Origin of the sequence: Marinimicrobium sp. UBA4509, from assembly GCF_002388575.1 — a bacterium.
GTDB classification, from domain to species: domain Bacteria; phylum Pseudomonadota; class Gammaproteobacteria; order Pseudomonadales; family Cellvibrionaceae; genus Marinimicrobium; species Marinimicrobium koreense.
The window spans coordinates 15,994-37,743 of sequence record NZ_DGMV01000063.1 but is presented as its reverse complement, the minus strand read 5'-3'; the positions used below and the strand labels follow the sequence as shown (position 1 = coordinate 37,743).

The following is a 21,750-nucleotide window of genomic DNA, read 5'->3' as shown; positions in this document are numbered from 1 at the left end:
TCTGGAAGGAAAGCGGGTTCTGATCAGCGTGTCCCGATTGTCGACGGAAAAGAACATCGATTTTCTGCTGGATGCGGTGGCTCGGCTCAAAGACCAGACCAGAACGCCCTTTCATTTATTGATGATCGGCGACGGGCATGAACGCCACCGCCTGCAACAGCGAATCGAACAAGAGGCACTGGCCGACCATATCACGCTGGTGGGCGCGATCGCCCCGGAGGACATGGCCACTTACTACCGCCTGGGCGATCTCTTTGTCTTCGCTTCCAAATCGGAAACCCAGGGAATGGTCATCCTGGAGGCCATGGCCGCGTCCCTGCCCGTTGTCGCGGTGCGCTCCAGCGGCATTGATGATGTGGTCCGGGAGGATGAAAACGGCTATAAAACGCCCGATAATCTGGAGGTCTGGTGCCAGCGGGCCCGCCAACTGATCGAGGATGACATGCACCGTGATCGTCTTTCCCGGCAGGCACAATCGTTTGCACAGCAATATTCCACCGACGCATTTGCGCGCAACGTGAAAGGGATTTACAGTTGGCTGATGGCTGCCCACCATCAACATAAAAACCATTCAGAGTGGTAGAGGCACTTTCTTTACAGCAAAAACTTATAAGTTTCCGTTATCTAGACTGATTTCTAATAACAAAGGTGGGTTGAGTGGCCTACCGTTGACGGTGTCGCCAAAATGTCATATACAAGGCACTACGCTGTACAAAATTCATAACAAACCACTGGCGCGACTATGAAAAAACTATTTATTCTACTCAGTCTTCTGGTGTGCCTACCCAGCCAGGCCTGCGATGAAACCTGCAAGCGCGAGGCGGCCATGGAAGAGCACGGTGTCAAATTCCCCAGTTACCTCACGGCGTCCTACTGTCAGGACACCAGCGTCGCGTTTCTTTTACGCGCGCGGGAGAGCCTGCAAAGCTATCGGGATGAGAAGCTGACCACCGGCCATAAAGGAGGAATGCGCAACATCAGCAACTTCCTGAAGCAGCGCAAGCAATGGCTTGAGGAGTGTGATCAGTATCTGGCCCTGACCGATCAGGGACGGGTATTCCGCGATGAAGCCACCACCCAGAATATTCTGACGGCCATCGATTCAACCACTGCGGAACTCGACCGTCTGGTCACCAGCGGAGGCGGTGTTCACGCACCCGCCAGTCAGGCGGAAATGGCGGGTGTGCGGATGGATCAGTTGTTTATGGTGGTCGACAACCACCGGACCGATCTGCAACTGCGTGGTCAACTGGTAATTCGTTAATCCCTTTTTTTAAGCGACAGCTTGGGCCGCGCGGGGCGGTCCTTGCGCTGCTCAGCAAACTGTTTGGCACTTTCTTCCGCCCGACGGGCACGACTGTTAACGACGGTAGAGCGCTTCTGGGAGCCAGCATCCGAGCCGTTGGCGGCAGCAGCCAGCGCCTCCATACCCGATCGTAGCAGGCGCGCCTGATCGGCAAAGCTCAACCCTTGCGGATAGTTTGCCGGCGCGACGCCGGAGGGGTTGCGTACATCCCCCTCCACTTCCAGGCTGAAACCACTCGGGTGCTCCGCCCGGCCTCGGGCCAGATCCAGGGTCCATGTTTGGTAATCCAGGGATTCCATGGGTCAATCTCCGTTGAGGGAAGTGGCAGCGGCGCCCTTCCAGATCACGATTTGGTGGCGGCCCGACGCTGGCGCGCCGGCGGCGCGGCACCAATATGGGCCTCGTTGCGCTGACGCGCCAGTTCAATCTGTTTCTGCCGCTCAGCGAAGCGGGCCTTCTGGTCGTCCGTCAGTTGGTGGTAACAACGCGGACAACTGACGCCTTTCATATACTCCGGCGCCTGCTTGTCTTCTTCCGTGATCGGGTGACGACAGCCGTGACACTGATCATAGCTGCCGGGCTCAAGGCGGTGATTGACCGCGACGCGGTTATCAAACACAAAGCACTCACCCCGCCAGAGGCTCTCTTCCTCGGGGACTTCCTCCAGGTATTTGAGGATACCGCCCTGCAGGTGGTAAACCTCATCAAAGCCCTGGGCTTTCATATACGCGGTGGCCTTCTCGCACCGAATGCCGCCCGTGCAGAACATGGCCACTTTCTTGTAGCGCGACGGGTCGAGGTTATCCTGCACGTACTGGGGGAATTCGCGGAATGTCTCGGTCTCCGGGTCAAGCGCCCGCTCAAAGCTCCCGATCGCATACTCGTAGTGGTTACGGGTATCGATAACGAGTACCTCGGGGTCGGAGATCAGCGCGTTCCAGTCGCTCGGCGGCACGTAAGTGCCCACGCTCTGGCGAGGGTCAATACCCTCCACCCCCATGGTCACGATTTCCTTTTTCAGTTTGACCTTCATACGGTAAAACGGCTGCTCATCGCTTGGAGACTCCTTGTGCTCCAGATCCGCCAGTCGCGGGTCCGAGCGCAGGTAGTCCAGCAGGCCATCGATGCCCTCCCGGGAGCCGGCAACCGTGCCGTTGATGCCTTCATGGGCCAGCAGCAGCGTGCCTTTCAGACCCAGCGCCACGCAGCGCTCCCGCAGGGGATCACTGATCTCCTGGAAGTCAGGCAGAGAGGCAAATTTATACAGGGCAGCGACAACAAAAGCACTCATGGGAAGACAATAAACCTCGGGGAACTGACAGAAAGCGCGCATTATAAACGCTTAAATTTTGAACAACCAGCTTCAACCGGTGAATTGACGGGTCAATTCACCGGATTTCAGGACTTCGCGCCACCGCCCAGGCAGGGAGGCGAGCCCGGTACCTGATTCGCGTCGCGCCACTCCTCTGGGCTGTAGGTGTGCAGCGCCAGGGCATGGACCGGACCTCGTAGCTGCTCGGCGAGCGCCCCATAAACCGCCTGATGACGCTGCACCTGCCGCTTGCCAACAAAGGCCCCAGAGACCAACACGACCTTGAAATGACTCTCCGATCCGGGGGGCACATTATGCTGGTGGCTTTCATTGAGCACCTCCAGATGGAGGGGCTCGAAGGCCTCTGTCAAAGCACGGTTAATAGACGCTTCTACCGGTTTCATACACTACTCCACAAATTTTGTCGGCATTTTACCGATTGCCGACTACACTGTGTTAATTCATCCCTCAAAAAAACAATTGACCGCCATGCACCGTCCAGACACCATATCCATCAGGCGACGACGTCCAGCGCTCGCAATACCTCGGACGTGATGGGATAGACCGGGTAGTCACGGAAAAAATCCGCCAGATCGAAGGCCTCCAACACCCGTTCGCTGTAGTCCCGATGCCGGGCTCGCGCGGCGTCAAAGCCGCGAAACTGTAGTTGCTGCAGGCACTCCGGGCACACCCGCCAGGGCCAGGGGTCCGGCTCGGGTAACCGGGTGGCCACCGCCAGCCGCAGATCCGGCTGCTGGCGGCGCAACTGTTGCAGCGTCCGACAGTACGCCAGGTGGTACCCCGGCGCCGCCCAACTCTCTCCCGGCGCCTGCCCCCACACCAGAACCCGGCTGTTTTTATACGCCAGCGTATAATCGTGCAGGCATCGTAAGGCCGACCAGCCCAGTGTCAGGCCCGTGAGGAGCTCTTCCCGTTCCCGGGCGGTGAGATGCAGCTGAGGATCAAAAAACTCGAATGCCCCCAATTGCTCCGCCCCGAGAGACGCCCGCATGCGGTTGAACGGCTCAAACTCCAGAAAGTCCGGCAGCTTCACGAGCGTTCCTCGGTAAGCAACCCTTCGATACGGGATTCCGCATCGGTGCGCAACCGGAACTCAACCCGGCGGGAGCGGATTTCGTCCTCCTGGCCGTTTCGGGTCACCACCTTGGAGGAGGACAGTCCATTGGCGGTCAGATGCGCCTTGATCCAGGCCCGCTCCGGCTCCACGTCCGGCAGGCTGAGCAGGTAGGCCAGGGTTGTGCGGGTTCGAGCCTGGGACAGCGCCATATTGCGAATGTAGGCTTCCCGCTCCGGCAGGTTACCCCAGTCGCTGGAGGTGTGGCCTTCAATCCGCACCTCCAGAATGTCGTCCCGGTACTTGGGGGAGGTGATGATCGCCAGGTAGCGCGGGAAGAAGTCGGACAATATCGCCTCAAACGCGGGACGCAGGGTGTCTTCCCCCTGGGGAAAGAGCACTTCGGTGTCGTAAAAGCGCAGGCTGAGATCCCGGTTGAGTTCGGCTCCCCAGCGCGGCAGGTCGTCTCCGAACTCTTCCTGAAGATCGTCGTACAGCTGGGTCTTCAGGCGGTCGTAGAGCACCGCCACATCGCGAATTTTACGGCTCTCGATCTCGAGCTGAACCATATAGACCACGGCAATCAAAAGGAACACCATCATCAGTCCCCCCATCAGATCACTGACGGAGACCCAGTGCTCCTCGTGCTCTACATCATGGTTGGGCCGGGGTGCGAGCGGATTTTGCTGATTGGGACGCTGAGTCATGAGTGGTATCGGGGCCATTGGAATCAGTAACCGCGCCGCTGGCCTGAACCAGGGCGCGCAACTTGTCGGTCAGCGGTGAATAGTCGTTGACGAATTTCTCGGACAGTGAGGTCAATTGATAGCCAAAGGTGGTCAGCGCCTTGGTCAGTTCGCGCTCCAGTGCCTTATCAAGCTCCTCCAACTGACTGCCGGTACGGTCCACCAGGGCTTCCACCTGTTGGTGCATACCGTTCTGGGATTGAGTCAGACTGTCGGCCAGGTTGCGATGCACTTCCGCCGAGGTATCCCTCAGGGCCCGGGAGGCTTCATCCAGCACCTGGCTCAGTTGCTGTTGGTTGCGGGTCACGCTGTCCGCCAGCTGATCCGTGAGCGCATCCACCCGTCCCTCCAGAGAGGGAAGACCCGCCGCAGCCTTTTCAGCCACCGTCGATAGCTGGGACAGATACTGATCCAACCCCTGGGCCTGCGCCTGCAGCGCTTCCATCAGCCCGCCGAGAGACTCGGATACCTGATTGAACACCTCGGAGTGGGTGACCACTTTCTCATACGCCCGGCTGGCCTTGTCGAGCAGCTCACCATTGGACTTCTGAGTCACCAGAAGCTCCTGCAGTTCGGTTTTGTAGTTCTGCTGCCAGAGCAGCATATTACCCACCGCTTCATTGAGCTTCTTGAAGTTTTCGCCGTACTGAACGTCGATCTGGGCATTGAAGTCGGTCAGCACGGTTTCCAGCGCGCGAATCAGCGCCTGAGTGTTGGCCTCGGTCATATCGGCCTGATACTGCTCCAGAGACTGCTTCAGCCCCCGGATTTCGTCCTGCTGTTGCTGGCGCAAGCCCTGCACAGCAGCGTTCAGACCACCGGCATCGGGGTCGGACAGGGATTGGTGAATATCGGATAGCAGGTTGGCCAGATCATCGACCGTGGCCGCCTCGTAACTGGACTGGCGCCGATGCTGGCGCAGCGTGGTAGTCAAATGACGGAACTTGACCAACAAGGCGCCCAACAGGCCGGCGATGGAGGTCCAGAAGGCGGTCTGAAGCCCCTCAATCAACCCCGGAACGCTGGACTGGATATCCGTCGTGTCAAATTCCAGCAGCCCCAGCGCCACCCCGATAAAGGTACCGAAAATACCCGTACTGGTGAGAATGGTCGGGGCGTGTACCGCACTTTGGGAAGAGTAGCCCGGCCCGATGAAATAGACCGTCATCAGTACGATCAATGCCATCAAAACCAGTGACAGGGTTGAGAATTCGAGCAAGAAGTCCATAGAGGCCTGAGTCTGTATGCCGTCTCGGCGTTAACGTCGGCCCCGAGTGTAGCCTATTCGCCCCACGGTCGACCACTGCCGAGCACTCCCGCTCCTCTCAGAGAAACCGCGCCGCTCCCACGCTGACCCAGATGATGGCCAGCAGGATCAGACTGACCAGCACCAGTGCCGAGCCCATATCCTTGGCGCGACCCGCAAGCACATGCATTTCATCTCCCGTGCGATCAATCGCCGCCTCAATCGCCGAGTTCGCCAACTCCGCCATGATGACCCAGAACACACTGGCCACCAGCAGCAACCGCTCCATTAGGGTCGTCCCCAGCCAGAGCGAGGCCGGTAGCAGGATAACCGCCAACAGGACCTCCTGACGGAACGCCGCCTCGAAGCGCCAGGCCGCGGCAAAGCCGTGCATGGAGTACCCAAAGGCATCAACAATCCGGCGTAAACCGGTTTTTCCGGGTTTGGGCATAAGGTGGTAACACTCCTGGATGATCGCCAATGCCGCGTACGTTAACGGATTGTTGCGGCGATGGAAATCCCGGCCGTTCACTGTCATGGAAGATTCACAATGGAGTGCTATCAATACGCTGTCGGCGGCTGAAGTCCCAAGACCCAACCAAGGCGGTGACCTATGAACAGTCTCTTTGAACGCGTGCATCGGCTGGATACTCTCGCTTTTCTGTGGCTACACGTCACCAAGCGCTTCCCTTACCGCAAATCGGTTCGCTGGATTTCGAGAACCGGGGACGGCCACCTGTATATTCTGGGCTCCCTGGCACTGGCGCTGCTCGAGCCGGAGCACGGCCAGGCGTTTATCCTGGCGGGCATACTGGCCTACGCGCTGGATATCAGTCTCTACCTTTGGCTTAAAAATGCCATCAAGCGAGACCGGCCCGCCATGAAAATTGATTTCTACGAGGCCTGGATCACTCCCTCGGACCAGTTCAGCTTCCCCTCGGGGCATACCGCCGCCGCCTTTCTGTTTGCCGCGCTGGTTACCAGCTTTTATCCGGCTTTTGCCCTGCCCTGCTATCTGTGGGCCAGCATGATTGGCGCCAGCCGGGTGTTGCTGGGTGTGCACTACCCCAGCGATATCGCCGCCGGGGCCTTGCTGGGATCCGGAGCGGCAATGACGGGGCTCTATGCCTCCTCGATAATCTGGCCAACCACAGGCGTTTTATGAAGATACTGTACGGTGTTCAGGGCACGGGTAATGGCCACACCACCCGCGCGCGAATCATGGCAAGAGCACTCAAGGAGGAGGGAGTCGAAGTAGACTGGGTCTTTTCCGGGCGGGCGCCCGAAGACTATTTCGACATGGACACTTTCGGCTCGTACCGATGCTTTCGCGGTCTGACCTTTGTCACTGAGCACGGGCGGGTAAACTATCCTCGAACCATACTCAGCAGCCACCTGCGCACCCTTTACAGGGATATCCGCTCGCTGGATGTCAGCGGCTACGATCTGCTGATCAATGATTTCGAACCGGTAACCGCCTGGGCGGCGCGCCGAGCCGGGCTGCCCAGCATCGGCATTTCCCACCAATGTGCGTTTATGCACCAGATTCCGAAGCGGGGCGAAAACCTGTTTGTACGGGCCTTCATGCGGCAGTTCGCGCCGGTAGAGCACGCCATCGGTCTGCACTGGCACCACTTCAACCAGCCGATCCTGCCACCGCTGATTGAGCCCTCGCAGTACCCCAACGAGTGCCACGCCAAAGAGTATCTGGTGTATCTGCCCTTCGCTCAGCCCGAGGACATAGTGCCTCAGCTACGCGCGTTTCCGGACACCCGCTTCTACGTCTATCAGCCGGTACCGAAACCCATCGACGAGGGCCACATCCAGATCCGGCCCTTTTCCCGGGAAGGCTTTCAGGCCGATCTGCACCGGGTCGAGGGGGTCATTTGCAGCGCGGGTTTCGAGCTGCCCAGTGAGGCCATTCAGCTGGGCAAAAAGCTGCTGGTGCAGCCCGTGGTCGGTCAGATGGAGCAACAGTCGAATGCGTTCGCCTTGAGCCAACTCGGTTATGGTGCCGTGGCCCAGGTATTGACCGAAAAGGCCATTGGCGACTGGCTGGCCATGCCGCGTGCCCGACCGGTGGATTACCCCAACGTTGCCCAGGCGCTGGCACGCTGGCTGCTCAATGATCGGAAACCGGCGTTTGCGCAGTTGCGGGATGAGCTCTGGCGACAGGTGCCGGAGCCGGAAGCCAAGGTCAATCTGGAGCGTGCGTCCGCCACCGTTCAGCCCTGAACAGGGTGTCGGTGGCGGTTCAACGGTCAGAGGTCAAAAATCAGAGGTCGACTTTGCCGCGATTGCGTTTGATCGCGCCGCGCTGGGTTTTTCGATCCATCCGTTTTTGCCGCGCGGCCTTGGAGGGGCGAGTGGGCCGCCGGGGCTTGGGTCGGTGGCTGGCTTTGGCAATCAGCTCCGCCAACCGCTCCAGCGCATCGGCCCGGTTTTTCTCCCAGGTTCTGAAGCGCTGGGCTTTGAGCACCAGAACACCGTCTGCGGTGATCCGCTGGTCGCGCATCTGCAGCAGACGCTCCTTGACCGCTTCGGGCAGCGAAGACGCCTGAACATCAAAACGCAGGTGCACCGCGCTGTTGACCTTGTTGACATTCTGACCCCCCGCCCCCTGGGCGCGAATGGCCGTCAATTCGACTTCGTGCTCCGGAATCATCAGGGAAGGGGGCAAAACGCGATCTCTCTCTTGCAGGGATAGGGTTCAGGAGGGAATCAGGGTGACCGGTTGCCGATCGTCGAGCAGCACCGGCTGCAGGCGACGATCGTATCGGGTCTGATGGGCACGCCAGCGGACCAATGCGCCACCGGCCAGCAGGCCGACCAGGGCGCCAATGGCGCTCAGGCCATCGGATGCCCAGAGCTGCTGGGCCACGCCGGCACCGGCCAACATGCCAAACAGCGGTGTGAGATAGACAAACAGGGAGCCGTTGACCACAACACTTTCGGGTACCCCAATCTGGATTTCCTGATCAATGCGGTAATCCGCCGGATCCCGTCCTTCCAGAAGCACCCACAGGTAACTGGTATGTCCCATGAGCCGCGCCATCAGGCTCTGACCACAACCTTTTTCCGCCGCGCAGCTACCACAGGTGGAGCGCTGGATGGTTTCCACCCAGAGTCCATCGGTTTCAATGGCGACAATGCGGCCGGTTTCGGAAATCATGGTGTTACCTCACGGGTCCCGGACAAAGGAGTTATGCCTTGGGCCAGTTGCTCAGCGACGGCGCCGGGGATCTCGCCCACCACGGTCACTCGGTACTGCTGATTGTCCGTTGCCAGCTGCCCCATGAATGCCGACGTGGCCCCTCGATGGGCACGCCCGGCAATCTCCGAGGAGTTGGCCACCGGCTGCAGGAATACCGAAAAACTGGCCAGACCGTCGGTATACATTAACATATCAATGCCATTCGGAAGACGCTTTTCCCCGGAATAGGCAAACCCTGGGGGCAGCCAATTCAGGCTCCATCGGGTCGGCTGACCCGCCTCGGCATCCAGGCAGTCGGTGCGATCTTCAGGCCAGGATCCGACCTCTTCCCGCAGGGGTTCGACATCGGGGTTGATGTCCAGATCCACGAACTGGAAGCGCTCCAGCAACCGCTGCTGTTCATCGACCAACAGCGCCTTGAGCAGCAGCCCGGTGTCCCGGTCCACCCCCAGCAGATAGCCATAGCGAAGCTGATCCCTGGGGCGTACCTCAAGGGTATAGGTCTCTCGACCGGCCACCCGGTCGGAACCTCGGACGGTCAACTGGTAGTAGCGGTCAAGGCGAGCGACCGCTTTGGGGGACACATCGGCGTTGAGCAGGCGGTAACCGGTTGTCTGACATCCGGCCATACCATTCAGTTGTTGGGCGGTACCAGCGGGACCGTTCAGATACTCGAGCCGCTCCACGACCCGCTCACCGTCTGACCAGCGGTATACCCGGAAGCTCTCCATGGCATTGCGATGCTCATAGGTGAAAGAGCCCCGGTAATTCAGGTTCTGCCCGGCACGAGCCATGCTCTGGAGCAGGCTCAGCGGATCTGGACTGTCTGCTTGAGCTGGACGGTCTGCCTGAGCCGCCCAGCCTGCGGATAGCAACACCAGGCTTGCCAGCAGTCGCCCCATCACGGCGCTTTACTCCTCGTCTTGATTGGTCACCCGAGCAAAAGGCAGAACACCCTGATTGCTGTTGCGCGCGGCGTGATCACTGTGGGCCTGCATCAACTGGTTCAGGTAGGCGCGGATTTCCTCGGCGGGGATCTGACCGGATTCGGCGCGCACCGGCACAAAAATGACTTCTCTGGAGGGGCGCTGCACCGGGTCATAGCCGCTTTCCGCGCTGGCGGTACGGGCCATGGGCAGGGACGGTGCCTGATAACCCGCAGGCAGAGACACCGGCTCGGAACGGCCGATATCGCTCTCGGCACTGCCGCTCTCGGCAGGCGAGGTGCCGGCTATGGTGTTGTCAGCCTCCATACCCGGGTACTGCTGGACCCCGATCAATACCGCCCCGGCCACCGAGGCGGCTACCGCGACCTGTCCGACGCGCTGCCACCAATGACGGTGTCCGGCCGCCGGCGCCGCCTCGTCGGCGAGCGCCTCACTGATCCGGTCCGCAAAGCCCGAAGGCGCCATGACTTCCAGCTCACGTCGCATTACCGAGCCCGCCAGCTGGTAACGGGACCAGCGTGCGTTCAACTCCGAATCCGCTGAGTCGTCAGCGCCGGCTTTCAGTAAACGACGTACTTCCAGCGGAGACGCTTCACCATCGACCAGTGCCGACAGTGACTCATTCAGGGAGTGATTGCTCTGTTCAGTCATCGCGCATGTACCTTCATCAAGCGATATCAATAGTGGCTGAAGCACTGCTGAATGCTTCCAACCCCGGGCCTTCATTGGGTGAGACTGGGCTCTCCCCCAAAGGTTCAGCCGAAATCCAAAAAAATCTTAACAAACATTTACGACTCTGCCACCAGCGGTTCGATGCACCGATCGATGGCTTCGCGAGCCCGGAATATCCGGGATCTCACGGTACCAACCGGACAATCCATGATATGAGCGATGTCCTCATAGCTCAGCCCCTCCATCTCCCGCAGTGTCACCGCGGTGCGCAGATCTTCCGGCAGGTCCCGTATTGCCTTGTCCACCACGGCCTGGAGCTCATCGCGCATCAGGCTGCGCTCCGGACTCTCGATATCCTTCAGAGCCTCGCTGCCGGTATAAAACTCGGCATCGTCCACTTCAACATCGCTGGCCGGGGGGCGCCGATTGCGCGCCACCAGGTGGTTCTTCGCTGTGTTGATGGCAATCCGGTACAACCAGGTGTAAAAGGCGCTGTCGCCCCGGAACTTGGCCAGAGCCCGATAGGCCTTGATGAACGCCTCTTGAGCCACATCCTGCACTTCCGCCTGATCGCGGATATAGCGCCCGATAATGGCATAAATTTTGTGCTGGTACTTGATGACCAACAGATCGAAGGCGCGCTTATCGCCCTTCTGTACTCGCTCGACCAGCTGTTGATCGGTGTCCTGCGCGGCGTGCGCTGTCATCCCATAACCCCCAAGCGACCCGGAGCCCACAACCGGACTCCAGTGTCATTCATCTGTTGTTGTTTGCCACTTCTGTGGTTTGCCTCTGTCAGCCCGCAACTGCGAGCACGCCTCGTTGCTATGGTAGGTGGCCACCCGGTCACTACCGGTGCCCCACTGACCAAAGGCCCGACAAAAAGTTCATAAGTGCTGCGTCTCATATTACCCAATGATCTCTAAGACACTGGCCACGAGCCTTGCTATTATACGGGTTTATACCATCTACCTCTAACGTTACGGTCGGCCCAGGCCGCATCCGTACCGCAGAACGATGATCCCGGAGCGCGCCCGACGACGTAAATGGCCCTACCGGGCATCGCCCCTTGGCAGGACAGGTACACACTGAATGAGCAACCACTTTAGCAGCGATATTCTCGTTATCGGATCCGGTGCCGCCGGTCTGACACTGGCATTGCAACTGGCCCGGCACGGAAGGGTTCATGTGCTGAGTAAAAATGCCGTCAACGAGGGCTCGACCTGGTTTGCCCAAGGCGGCATTGCAGCGGTTCTGGACGACGACGATTCCATCGAAGCCCATGTCAGCGATACACTCAATGCCGGCGGAGGCCTCTGCCATGAAGACGCGGTCCGGTTTACCGTTGAGCGCAGCAAGGGGGCCATTCGCTGGCTGATTGATCAGGGCGTCAACTTTACCCGGGAAGGCAGCAACGGCGGTTACCACCTGACCCAGGAGGGCGGCCACAGCCACCGGCGCATCATTCACAGTGCCGACGCCACCGGTGAAGCCGTGCACAGCACCCTGATCGACCGGGTGCGCGCCGAACCCAATATCGAACTGTTTGAGGACCATGTCGCCCTCAACCTGATCACCCAGGCCGACAAAGGCTCACCCAAACTGCGCTGCACCGGCGCCTATGCGCTCAACCGGCGCGACGACCATGTGCATGTGTTTCAGTCCCGCGTGGTGGTACTGGCCACCGGGGGCGCCAGCAAGGTCTATCTGTACACCAGCAACCCCGACAGCGCCAGTGGTGACGGCATTGCCATGGCCTGGCGGGCGGGCTGCCGGGTCGCCAACATGGAGTTCAACCAGTTTCACCCGACATGCCTCTACCACCCCCGGGCCAAAACCTTTCTGATTACCGAAGCGCTGCGTGGTGAAGGCGCCTATCTGCGCCTGCCCAGTGGCGAACGCTTCATGACCCGGTTCGACGAGCGCGCCGAACTGGCGCCGCGCGACATTGTGGCCCGGGCCATCGACCATGAAATGAAGCGCCTCGGCTGCGACTGCCTCTATCTGGATATCAGCCACAAGCCGGCCGAGTTCATCAGCGAACATTTCCCGACGGTCAAAGCCCGCTGTCTGGAATTCGGTATCGACATCACCAAAGAGCCGATCCCCGTGGTACCGGCGGCCCACTACACCTGCGGGGGAATCATGGTGGATCACCACGGGCAGACCGACCTGCTCAACCTCTACGCGATCGGGGAGACATCGTTTACCGGCCTGCACGGTGCCAACCGCATGGCGAGCAACTCACTGCTGGAGTGCATTGTGTACGCCCAGTCCGCCGCAGAGCACATCGGTGAGAACCTGCCCCGGATCGACGCCCCCGAAGTCTCCCCCGCCTGGGACGAATCCCGGGTCACCAACTCCGACGAGGATGTGATCATCTCCCACAACTGGGACGAGTTGCGCCGTTTCATGTGGGACTACGTGGGCATCGTGCGCACCCAGAAACGCCTGCAGCGGGCGACCCACCGCATCAAACTGCTCCAGCGGGAAATCGCCGAGTACTACAGTAACTACAAGGTCAGCAGCGATCTGATTGAATTGCGCAACCTGGCCATGGTCGCCGAGCTGATCATCCGCTCGGCCAGCGCTCGCCGGGAGAGCCGCGGGCTGCACTTTTCCCTCGACTATCCGGAGCGCTCACCCATTGCGCGGGACACCATTCTGGTGCCGATGAATTACGCCGGCCAAAATGTGATTGTGAACAAAGAATAGTGTGATCGGAGGGACGCTGACCGCTCGCGATCAGCGTCCCTCATGCCAACGCCCCATCCGCAACCACACCCGAAGGCGCCGACGGTCGTCAGCACTGGCACTGTCCGGCAGAATCACCAGGGTGTGCACTCGCAGCCAGTTGCCTTCACGAAAACGCACCACCTGAAGCCAGGGCCATATCAGCCATTCACCGCAGGGGACCACCGTAACCACCCCGGATGCTCCCTCAAGCGTCCAGGCACCGGCTTCATAGGCCAAAACCGTCGGTTCAGAACGTCGGCCGGTACGCCACCACTCACAGACCAGCAGCGCATTGAACAGGCACAGGACCATCAGACACCCTATGGAGACACCGGAATGCCCCACAAAAGCGAGCCAGGGCAGTACCGCCAGAGCGAGTAACAGACACCGGTGCAGGCGCCGCAACCAGCGCGACGGCTGCAGGCGGATGGGCGCCAACCGGCGGTTAGCGGGCGTTGATTCCGGTATTGGCCCGGACAATGTCGACAATCCTTTTCAGTTCAGTGTCCTCGGGATCCTGGCGGTGCAGAAACCAGGCGAACATCTCCTGATCCTCGGACTCGAGCAACTTCCAGTAGCGCTCTTTGTCCGCCTGCTCAAGGCCGGGATACACGTTTTCCAGAAAGGGCAGCAGGATCAGATCCAGCTCCAGCATACCGCGGCGACTGCCCCAGAATAGACGGTTGCGTTCCACAGACATCTCCCGTTAGCAACAAGGGCCGCAGTATATCATCGCACCGGAACTCTATGAACGACGCAAGGCCGGAGATTGCCCGCCCTGGCCCGGACCTCGAAGCGTGACTCGCACTCGGGCGCTTGCCGGGCTTGGAGCCACCGACGTATCGTTCTATCATGCGCCCTCGGTGATCGGCTCTATCGCCCAGTAGCGCAGGCCAATCACGTTCGAATCGCAACCACGGGAGCGCTCTACCCATGCAGACGGCAACCTCCACCGACTGGCTGACTCTGTCCGACTGGACCCTGATGGCCGTCACCGGTCCCCAGGCCAAGGCCTTTCTCCAGGGGCAGGTCACCTGTGACATTCGGGAGTTGACGCCGGGCGAAAGCCGACTGGGGGCGCACTGCGACCCGAAAGGCCGGATGCAGGTGAGCTTTCGCGCCCTGGCCACCGGTGAAGAGCAGGTGCTGCTGCGCCTACCGCGCTCCATGGTGGAGGCCACCACCGCCTCTCTGGGAAAATACATTGTCTTTTCCAAGGCCGAGCTGTCCGACGAAACCGGCCATTACCGGTTACGCGGCCTGTGCGGCCCCGATGCCCGTGAACAGCTGGCCGGGGCCTTGATTGAGCCAGCTCCTGAGCCGGGCCAGTGGGTGGCGCACGACGGGGGCTTTATTGTCACGCTCGACGAGCAGCGCTACGAGTGCTGGCTGACCGTGGCGCAGGCCGAAATCCTCGACCGACACTTCGGCCAGCCGACGGCCGGTGATACCCAGTGGCGGCTGCTGGATATCCGCGCGGGCCTGGGTGAGGTGCTGCCGCAGACGCAGGGACTGTTCACCCCGCAACTGTTGAATTTTACCCAGATCGGCGGCGTCAGCTTCCGCAAAGGTTGCTTCACCGGCCAGGAAATCGTCGCGCGACTGCACTACAAAGGGAAACTCAAGCAACGCATGCGGCGGTTGAGCGCTGCCTGCAGCGATCCCGACGCCCTACTGCCGGGAACGCTACTGCACAATGGCGACGGGAAGAAAGTCGGTGAGCTGGTTACGGCCGCCCCGAGCGGGCCCGGCACCTGTGAGTGCCTTGCCGTGGTCGAAGACAGCGCTCTGGAGGGAGAAATCCAGATCGACCACACTTTCCCGGCCGAACCGCTATCATTACCCTATACTGTCGAATAAACTCCAATGGTTGGCCGCCCGAGAAAGCTGGCGGCCCATGAAAACCCTGAAGACCGGAAACAGGAAGCCCCATGAGTCATGTTGTTGAGCGCGTCCGAGACGAAATCATCAGTGCCATCAAAAACGATCAACTGGTCCTGCCCACCCTGCCCGAAGTCGCCCTCCAGGTCCGGGAAGTGGCTGACGACCCGGACGCCAGCCTGGATCAACTGGCCAAGGTAATCGGCAACGACGCCGCCCTGAGCGCCCGCATCATCCGGGTGGCAAACAGCCCCCTGCTCAGGGCCAACCGCCACATCGAAGATCTGAAAACCGCCCTGAGCCGACTGGGCATGGAATATACCTGCAACCTGGCCACCGGTCTGGCCATGGAGCAGATGTTCCAGGCCACCTCGGATCTGGTGGACAGCCGGTTGCGGGATGTGTGGATGCGCTCAAGCGAAGTGGCCGGTATCTGCCATGTGCTGTGCCGGCACTACACCAAGCTACAGCCAGACAAGGCGACCCTGGCGGGCCTGATTCATAAGATCGGCGTTCTGCCCATCCTGACCTACGCCGAGGAGCATCCCTCCTTGTTGACCGACAGCCTCACCCTGGACCGGGTGATCGACGAACTGCAGGGCCCGCTGGGAGACATGATCCTGAAAGCCTGGGAATTCCCCGACGAGCTGATTCACGTGCCCAGCCGGCACATGAAATTCGCCCGCAAGGCCGACACCGCCGACTACGCCGACCTGGTCACGGTTGCGCTACTTCAGAGCCATATGGGCGACGGCTCCGCCCTGGGCGAGATGGACTACCATAGCGTCACCGCGTTCGAGCGACTCGGTATGGACCCGGACATGCAGTCAGCCGAAGCGGAAGACCTGAGCGACGAAATGGCGGCCGCCATGATGGCGCTGCAATAAGTCGCCGATCAGGCGCCGTCACTATAGAGGCGGCGCACCTCATCGCCCAGTATTTTGGCTCCTTCGGCAACCCGCTCCGGGGCCTGACAGTAAGTCACGCGTAGACATTCCTGCCGATGCCCCCACGGCTCCTCCAGCCCCGGAAAGAAGTGCTCACCGGGCACCACCAGCACACCCCGTGCCTTGAGGCGCTCGTACAATGCCATGCTGGAAATGGGTAGCCCTTCAAACCAGAGCCACAAAAAGAACGCACCCTCGGGGCGATGAATACGAACCGGCAGGCCGGTCAGCTCGCGCTGAAATACCGCCAGAGCCGACTGCATCCGCTGGTGATAGAACGGCCGAATGACCTCGGGCCCCAACCGAAAGAGCTCACCCCTTACCAGCAGCTGTTGCGCCAACGCCGGCCCCAGGTTGCCGCTGGCAAGGCTCAATACCGTATTGGCCCGGGCAAAGGCCTGAATGATCTCCGGTCGGGCAACGACAATGCCCGTGCGCGCCCCGGGCAACCCCAGCTTGGACAGGCTCAGCACCAGTATGGTGTTGTCATTCCAGAAGGGGCGCGTGGACGGGTAAACAATGTCGGGAAAAGGCGCCCCGTACGCCACATCCAGAATCAGCGGCAGATCGCGCTCCCGAGCCAGGGCATCAAGGTGATTCAGCTCATCTTCGGTCACCAGGTTCCCGGTCGGGTTGGTCGGCCGTGACAGGCACAGGGCGCCAAGATCCTCCTCCAGGGTCAATCGCTCAAAGTCGATGTGATACTTGAACAGTCCCTCGGGTAGCAATTCGATGGCAGGCCGGTTCGCACGAAACAGCGACGGGGCCAGGCCGACATCCGCATAGCCCAGATACTCGGGCACCAGGGGCAACTGCACCTTACGGTAGACGCCGTCACTCCCCTCCCCGGCCAACAGATTGAACAACACGAAGAACGCCGACTGGCTGCCATTGGCCACCGCGAGGTTCTCTCGGGTGACCGACCAACCGCAGGTGCGACGCAGCTCCCCGGCCAGCGAATCGAGAAACTCCGGATCTCCCTGAGGGGGCTGGTACACACCGAGCATCGGGCGTCGAACGCCGGGGTCGTCCATCACCCCCTGCAGGGCGCTGCTCAGCGATGCCTCCACCTCGGGGATCGATGCGGGATTACCACCGCCCATGAAAATCATCTCGGGATTGACCCGGAGCGCTTCGCCCAGGTCATCCATCAAGGTGACAATACCGGCATCACCCGCCACTTTTTCACCAAATCGGGACAGCTTCATAAGTCGCTCAGATTCCGCTCGCACGGGACGCAGGATGCTCGGAAAGACGGGCCTCCCGATTCTTATCGGCGGTCTCTTTTTCCATAGCCGCGTCGAACAGTTCCGCGAAGGTCATATCCAGTTGCTCCCCGGAGAACCCCTCAATACGCTTCAGACGCTCGTGCAATTCGGGGTACCAGGGCAATTTGTCCAGGTCGAGACAGGGGTCGGGCAGAACTTTGGGCAGCCTCAACAGCGGGCCCAGCTCCCGGATGCGGCGGCGGTGCAAATCCCGGCAGAGGACGAAGTCCCCCTGATTGGTCACCGCGATCCAGTGTTCTCTCTGCAGGGCCATACGAATTCGCTGCCACTGGTCTGAAGCCAGGCCAAGCTGCAGCAGTTCACTGTCTTCCAGCCCCCGCCCGTCGAGACTGCGGCGATAGAAATGCCACAATACCACCATGGCCGCCACCAGATCCGGGTAGCCCCGGTCACGCAGCGCGATCTGGTAAACGCCGATGGTATGGACCAGCACGGCGCCGGCCAAAATCACAATCCAGGTCAGGTTTACCCACAGCAGAAACAGCGGAACAATGGCAAAGGCACCGTAAATGGAGCTGAGTGCGGAGTTGGCGACAATAACGCCAAACACCGCCTTGAGCAGCTCAAAAACCAGTCCGGTCACAACCCCGCCGATCAATGCATGGCGGATGGGTACCCGACAGTTGGGCACCGCGGCAAACAGCAGGGTGAAGGTCGCCGAGGTCAGCAACCAGGGAGTGAACTCAAAGATCCAGGTGATCAACCCAAGCGCCTCATAGCCATCCATGAACAGCCGCAAGGACGCCAGGTAGGTGCTCATGGCCAGGCCGACGCCGAGCAACAGTGGTCCGAGGCTGAGCACCGCCCAGTAGAGCAGGAACTTGGAAATGCCCCGGCGGCCGCGCACAATGCCCCACACCGAATTGAAGTTTTTCTCGATATTGGCCAGCATGAAATAGGCGGAGGCCACCAGAAACACGACCCCCACAATGGTCAGACGGCGTGCCTGTTGCGAGAATTCCCGCAGATGACCGAGCAACTCCTGGCCGGTTTCAGGTACCATATTGGCAAAGATCAGATCCTGGACTTGTTCGCCCAACCCCTGGAAGGCCGGAATGGCGGAGAACATGGAGTAGGTGACCGTCATCAGGGGCACCAGGGCAAACAGAGTGACGTAGGTCAGTTGCGCGGCGCTTTTCTGGCAGTCGGTGTCTTTCAGTTGCTGCCCGATCATCTGCAAAAACTGCCATGTCAGGCGCAGATAGTGGCGACGATTTTCCGCGTTGAACAAGTCCCGCATAATCGGCATTTCCTGTTGTAAAACCTGGGCGCGAAGACCAGGTACCGTATTGAAGGGAGCGTATGATTACACTGTACCACAACCCCCATCGTCTCAAGCCCGGACAGGTCCCCCTATGCCCTACGTTCTGATTCTCTATTACAGCCGAACCGGTTCGGTCGCCGCCATGGCACAACAACTGGCGCGAGGCGTGAGACGCGTACAAGGTATTGAAGCCCGGTTGCGCACGGTACCGCCGGTCTCTGCCGACACACAGGCGAGCGAGCCGGCCGTGCCCACCGAAGGGGCGCCCTATGCGACGCTGGACGACCTGCGCCACTGCGCCGGTTTATTGCTGGGCAGCCCGACGCGTTTTGGCAATATGGCCGCACCGCTCAAATACTTTCTGGATAGCACCAGTGGCCTTTGGGTCAATGGGGACCTGATTGACAAGCCCGCTGCGGTGTTCACCTCCACCTCGACCCTGCATGGCGGTCAGGAAAGCACGCTGCTGTCGATGATGCTACCGCTGCTGCATCATGGCATGGTATTGATGGGCCAGCCCTACAGCGAGCCGGCACTCACCCACACCCGCAGTGGCGGCACGCCGTACGGTCCGTCCCACTGGGCCGAGGGCGCCGAAGCAACCACCCTGAGCGAACACGAAACCACTCTGTGTCAGACCCTCGGGCAGCGCATGGCGCAATGGGCGCTGCGCGGCCCCCGAGCTGACGACACCCCGACCGCAAGCGGAGATTGATTGTATGGGAATGGCTCCCAAGCCCCCGGAAAATACCGAACAGGCGCAACACATCAAGCGTAAACTGTCGATTGCCCGCGCCCTGGTGCTGGCCACCTACTCGGGACTGCTCCTGATGTTCACCCTCCTGACGCTGTTCAAGGCCGAGCCCAACTGGCCGCTATGGATTGTGCAGGTGGTTCCGCTGCTGATCTTTGCGCCGGGGCTGAAGCGTGGCTATCATCGGACCTACAGCTGGCTGTGCTTTGTGGTACTGCTGTATTTTACCTGGGCCGTGACCAACACACTCTCGCCACTGGCCTACTGGCGCGACTACCTGGCAGTGGCGCTGACCGTGATACTGTTTTCCAGTGCCATGATGGCCAGCCGCTGGCGCCAACAATGGTGGCTCTGGGAAAATCGCCACTGACTGCCCCTTGATAACCACAACCGCTCATACCCCAGGATCGAAAGGACCGACACCGTGAACTACGACGACCAGACTCCCCCTCCCGCCCGCAAGCGCCGCGGGTTCATTCGCCGGTTTTTCGGCTTCATCGGACGAAGCATCAGTTGGTTGCGGGTGGCATTGGGCAACCTGATTTTTCTTCTGGTGTTGCTGTTCGTGGTACTCGCTTTTCTCCCCAAGGAGCCCCTGGTCTTGCCGGACGAATTTGCCCTGACTCTGGCGCCGACCGGTTATCTGGTGGATGAGGAAAGCTACGTTGATCCCGTAAACATGCTTCTCAGCGGCAGTGATGACGCCCCTATGGAAACGCCGATTCGTCCACTGATTCAGGCCATCGATGCCGGGCGCACGGATCCGAGAGTCAGCGGCCTGGTGTTGGAGCTGGACGGACTTCTGGGCGGCGGAATCAGCAAGCTCGAAGAAGTCGGCGCCGCCCTGCAGCGGTTCAAGGACAGTGACAAGCCAATCATCGCCCTGGGCAGCCTGTACACCCAGGAGCAGTACTACCTGGCGAGCTACGCCGATGAGATATACCTGGATCCGATGGGCTCGGTACTGCTAACCGGCTACGCCAACTACCGCAACTATTTCAAAAGTGCCATGGACAAGCTGTCCGTGAACTTCCACGTCTTCCGGGTCGGCAAATACAAAGACTTTATCGAGCCCTATACCCGGGATGACATGTCGCCCGAGTCCCGGGAGCACAACAGCGAGTGGCTAAACCAACTCTGGGGCGTGTACACCAGCCGGGTGGAAGCACTGCGCCAATTACCCAGCGGCGCCGTCAATGACTACATCCGCAACATGGATGTTCAACTGGCCTCGGTGGGCGGTGACAGCGCGCAACTGGCCCTGGAGTCTCAACTGATCGACGGGATTCTGAGCCACCGAGAGCGTCAGCAATTGCTGACCGAACGCTTCGGTCACAGCGACTACGGCGATCATTACAACGGCGTAGGCCACCGGACGTTTTTGGCCGATGTCCGCCGCCAGTCCCCCAGTCCCGCGAACGACCGCGTCGGTCTGATCGTCGCCTCCGGCACCATCTCCACTGGCGAACAACCCGAAGGCAGTATTGGCAGCGACAGCTTTCTGCAGCGGCTGCAGCAGGTTCAAGATGACCCGAACATCAAAGCACTTGTTATCCGCATCGACAGCGGTGGTGGCAGTGCCTACGCCTCAGAAGTCATTCGCTCCGAAATCGCCGCGCTGCGGGCGGAGGGTATGCCGGTATTGGTCTCCATGGGCAGCATGGCCGCCTCCGGGGGCTACTGGATGGCCGCGGGCGCCGACGAAATCTGGGCGACGCCCACCACGCTGACCGGCTCCATCGGCGTGTTCGGAGCATTGCCGACTTTTGAGGACAGTCTCGAGAAAATCGGCATTCATGTCGACGGTGTGGGCACCACGCCCCTGGCCGGTTCCATGCGCCTGGATCGCACGCTCACACCTCAGGCCAACCGGATCATCCAGCAGACGGTGAATCACATCTACCAGCAATTTATCGACCTGGTCGCCGAGGCCCGGGGGCTGACCCCCGAGCGGGTGGATCAGTTGGGTCAGGGCCGCGTCTGGACAGGGGCCACCGCTCAGGAATTGGGGCTGGTCGACCGACTGGGCAGCCTGGAAGAGACCCTCGCCGCCGCCGCAGAGCACGCTGAGCTGGACGACTACGAGGTACGTCAAATCACCCGCCCGCTGGCGCCCTACGAGCAGTTTCTCAAGCAGCTCAGCGGCAGCGCCGTCAGCGCCTGGGTACCGCAGGTATCTGGACCGAAGTGGTTGACGCCGAAGCTGAAGAGCCAGCTCGCGCCGCTGCTGGAACCTCTGCGGATGTTGAGCGAACTTGATGATCCGCGCGCGGTTTACGCACGCTGTGTGGAGTGTCTGGCGCCTTAGCGGTATAGCGTTGAGTAACGGCGGATGCGGCTTTCAGCCTTATCCGCCCTACG

General features: G+C 60.5%; 26 protein-coding genes. 10 read left to right on the top strand and 16 right to left on the bottom strand.

The window, feature by feature from the left end; all coding sequences use genetic code 11:
- Together B3520_RS12500 and B3520_RS12495 are read left to right on the top strand one after the other, a co-directional pair.
- Window positions 1-583: glycosyltransferase (locus B3520_RS12500; RefSeq protein WP_286876175.1), on the top strand; the 583-nt coding region annotated here is incomplete at its 5' end.
- 159 nt (window positions 584-742) lie between these two features.
- On the top strand, window positions 743-1,264 hold the full coding sequence (locus tag B3520_RS12495; RefSeq protein ID WP_286804420.1) for a hypothetical protein: 522 nt from the start codon (window positions 743-745) through the stop codon (window positions 1,262-1,264).
- On the opposite strand, the gene B3520_RS12490 is transcribed toward B3520_RS12495, so the two are convergent.
- The 7 genes from B3520_RS12490 to B3520_RS12460 form a co-directional block, all read right to left on the bottom strand.
- Window positions 1,261-1,605 (bottom strand): hypothetical protein, encoded by a 345-nt coding sequence (locus B3520_RS12490; protein WP_286804419.1) that lies wholly within the window; start codon window positions 1,603-1,605, stop codon window positions 1,261-1,263. The genes B3520_RS12495 and B3520_RS12490 overlap by 4 nt on opposite strands.
- 44 nt (window positions 1,606-1,649) lie before the next feature.
- Complete coding sequence (locus B3520_RS12485) at window positions 1,650-2,597, bottom strand: rhodanese-related sulfurtransferase (RefSeq protein WP_286804418.1); 948 nt, start codon at window positions 2,595-2,597, stop codon at window positions 1,650-1,652.
- Between the two features lie 107 nt (window positions 2,598-2,704).
- Window positions 2,705-3,022, bottom strand: coding sequence for a BolA/IbaG family iron-sulfur metabolism protein (locus tag B3520_RS12480; protein ID WP_286804417.1), 318 nt, complete (start codon window positions 3,020-3,022; stop codon window positions 2,705-2,707).
- Window positions 3,023-3,132: 110 nt separating this feature from the next.
- Entirely contained in the window at window positions 3,133-3,672 is a 540-nt protein-coding gene (locus B3520_RS12475; protein ID WP_286804416.1) for a hypothetical protein, read from the bottom strand.
- Window positions 3,669-4,400 (bottom strand): OmpA family protein, encoded by a 732-nt coding sequence (locus B3520_RS12470; protein ID WP_286804415.1) that lies wholly within the window; start codon window positions 4,398-4,400, stop codon window positions 3,669-3,671. The genes B3520_RS12475 and B3520_RS12470 overlap by 4 nt, the downstream gene beginning before the upstream one ends.
- Window positions 4,348-5,667 (bottom strand): hypothetical protein, encoded by a 1,320-nt coding sequence (locus tag B3520_RS12465; RefSeq protein ID WP_024460613.1) that lies wholly within the window; start codon window positions 5,665-5,667, stop codon window positions 4,348-4,350. Before B3520_RS12465 ends, B3520_RS12470 begins: the two co-directional genes overlap by 53 nt.
- A gap of 97 nt (window positions 5,668-5,764) precedes the next feature.
- Window positions 5,765-6,136: a diacylglycerol kinase gene (locus tag B3520_RS12460; protein WP_024460614.1), complete on the bottom strand. Its 372-nt coding sequence runs from the start codon at window positions 6,134-6,136 to the stop codon at window positions 5,765-5,767.
- 162 nt (window positions 6,137-6,298) lie between these two features.
- On the opposite strand from B3520_RS12460, the gene B3520_RS12455 reads away from it, so the two are divergent.
- Window positions 6,299-6,850: a phosphatase PAP2 family protein gene (locus B3520_RS12455; protein WP_286804414.1), complete on the top strand. Its 552-nt coding sequence runs from the start codon at window positions 6,299-6,301 to the stop codon at window positions 6,848-6,850.
- The gene (locus tag B3520_RS12450) at window positions 6,847-7,920 is read left to right on the top strand and encodes an MJ1255/VC2487 family glycosyltransferase (protein WP_286804413.1); all 1,074 of its coding nucleotides are present in this window, start codon (window positions 6,847-6,849) and stop codon (window positions 7,918-7,920) included. Before B3520_RS12455 ends, B3520_RS12450 begins: the two co-directional genes overlap by 4 nt.
- A 40-nt stretch (window positions 7,921-7,960) precedes the next feature.
- Here B3520_RS12450 and arfB read toward each other — a convergent pair whose 3' ends face one another.
- The 5 genes from arfB to rpoE all read right to left on the bottom strand — a co-directional run bounded on the left by arfB (window position 7,961) and on the right by rpoE (window position 11,225).
- Entirely contained in the window at window positions 7,961-8,350 is a 390-nt protein-coding gene (arfB, locus tag B3520_RS12445; RefSeq protein WP_286804427.1) for an alternative ribosome rescue aminoacyl-tRNA hydrolase ArfB, read from the bottom strand.
- A 45-nt stretch (window positions 8,351-8,395) separates the two neighbouring features.
- Complete coding sequence (locus B3520_RS12440; RefSeq protein ID WP_123637727.1) at window positions 8,396-8,857, bottom strand: SoxR reducing system RseC family protein; 462 nt, start codon at window positions 8,855-8,857, stop codon at window positions 8,396-8,398.
- Complete coding sequence (locus B3520_RS12435) at window positions 8,854-9,801, bottom strand: MucB/RseB C-terminal domain-containing protein (protein WP_286804426.1); 948 nt, start codon at window positions 9,799-9,801, stop codon at window positions 8,854-8,856. Before B3520_RS12435 ends, B3520_RS12440 begins: the two co-directional genes overlap by 4 nt.
- A gap of 9 nt (window positions 9,802-9,810) precedes the next feature.
- On the bottom strand, window positions 9,811-10,497 hold the full coding sequence (locus B3520_RS12430) for a sigma-E factor negative regulatory protein (protein WP_286804412.1): 687 nt from the start codon (window positions 10,495-10,497) through the stop codon (window positions 9,811-9,813).
- A gap of 137 nt (window positions 10,498-10,634) precedes the next feature.
- Entirely contained in the window at window positions 10,635-11,225 is a 591-nt protein-coding gene (gene rpoE / locus B3520_RS12425; RefSeq protein WP_024460621.1) for an RNA polymerase sigma factor RpoE, read from the bottom strand.
- Window positions 11,226-11,610: 385 nt separating this feature from the next.
- On the opposite strand from rpoE, the gene nadB reads away from it, so the two are divergent.
- Window positions 11,611-13,233 carry an L-aspartate oxidase gene (gene nadB / locus B3520_RS12420; protein WP_286876173.1) on the top strand — a complete coding sequence of 541 codons (1,623 nt, stop codon included), beginning with the start codon at window positions 11,611-11,613 and terminating at the stop codon, window positions 13,231-13,233.
- Between the two features lie 30 nt (window positions 13,234-13,263).
- On the opposite strand, the gene B3520_RS12415 is transcribed toward nadB, so the two are convergent.
- Window positions 13,264-13,734 carry a protein YgfX gene (locus B3520_RS12415; RefSeq protein WP_286876171.1) on the bottom strand — a complete coding sequence of 157 codons (471 nt, stop codon included), beginning with the start codon at window positions 13,732-13,734 and terminating at the stop codon, window positions 13,264-13,266.
- Complete coding sequence (locus B3520_RS12410; protein WP_286804425.1) at window positions 13,700-13,909, bottom strand: succinate dehydrogenase assembly factor 2; 210 nt, start codon at window positions 13,907-13,909, stop codon at window positions 13,700-13,702. The genes B3520_RS12415 and B3520_RS12410 overlap by 35 nt, the downstream gene beginning before the upstream one ends.
- Before the next feature lie 278 nt (window positions 13,910-14,187).
- On the opposite strand from B3520_RS12410, the gene B3520_RS12405 reads away from it, so the two are divergent.
- Both B3520_RS12405 and B3520_RS12400 read left to right on the top strand, forming a co-directional pair.
- Window positions 14,188-15,114 carry a YgfZ/GcvT domain-containing protein gene (locus tag B3520_RS12405; protein WP_286804408.1) on the top strand — a complete coding sequence of 309 codons (927 nt, stop codon included), beginning with the start codon at window positions 14,188-14,190 and terminating at the stop codon, window positions 15,112-15,114.
- Window positions 15,115-15,185: 71 nt separating this feature from the next.
- Entirely contained in the window at window positions 15,186-16,022 is an 837-nt protein-coding gene (locus tag B3520_RS12400; RefSeq protein ID WP_286804407.1) for an HDOD domain-containing protein, read from the top strand.
- A gap of 8 nt (window positions 16,023-16,030) precedes the next feature.
- Here the strand turns inward: B3520_RS12400 and B3520_RS12395 are convergent, their stop codons facing one another.
- On the bottom strand, window positions 16,031-17,290 hold the full coding sequence (locus B3520_RS12395; RefSeq protein ID WP_286804406.1) for a valine--pyruvate transaminase: 1,260 nt from the start codon (window positions 17,288-17,290) through the stop codon (window positions 16,031-16,033).
- A 7-nt stretch (window positions 17,291-17,297) separates the two neighbouring features.
- Window positions 17,298-18,611: a YihY family inner membrane protein gene (locus B3520_RS12390; protein ID WP_286804405.1), complete on the bottom strand. Its 1,314-nt coding sequence runs from the start codon at window positions 18,609-18,611 to the stop codon at window positions 17,298-17,300.
- A gap of 115 nt (window positions 18,612-18,726) precedes the next feature.
- Between B3520_RS12390 and wrbA the strand changes: the two genes are divergently transcribed.
- Genes wrbA through sppA form a run of 3 tightly spaced genes read left to right on the top strand, consistent with a single transcriptional unit; the run spans window position 18,727 to window position 21,697 of the window.
- Window positions 18,727-19,350 (top strand): NAD(P)H:quinone oxidoreductase, encoded by a 624-nt coding sequence (gene wrbA / locus B3520_RS12385; protein WP_286804404.1) that lies wholly within the window; start codon window positions 18,727-18,729, stop codon window positions 19,348-19,350.
- Window positions 19,351-19,354: 4 nt separating this feature from the next.
- Window positions 19,355-19,759 carry a DUF2069 domain-containing protein gene (locus tag B3520_RS12380; protein ID WP_081665899.1) on the top strand — a complete coding sequence of 135 codons (405 nt, stop codon included), beginning with the start codon at window positions 19,355-19,357 and terminating at the stop codon, window positions 19,757-19,759.
- A gap of 54 nt (window positions 19,760-19,813) precedes the next feature.
- Window positions 19,814-21,697, top strand: coding sequence for a signal peptide peptidase SppA (gene sppA / locus B3520_RS12375; RefSeq protein ID WP_286804403.1), 1,884 nt, complete (start codon window positions 19,814-19,816; stop codon window positions 21,695-21,697).
- The last annotated feature ends 53 nt before the right edge of the window (window positions 21,698-21,750 follow it).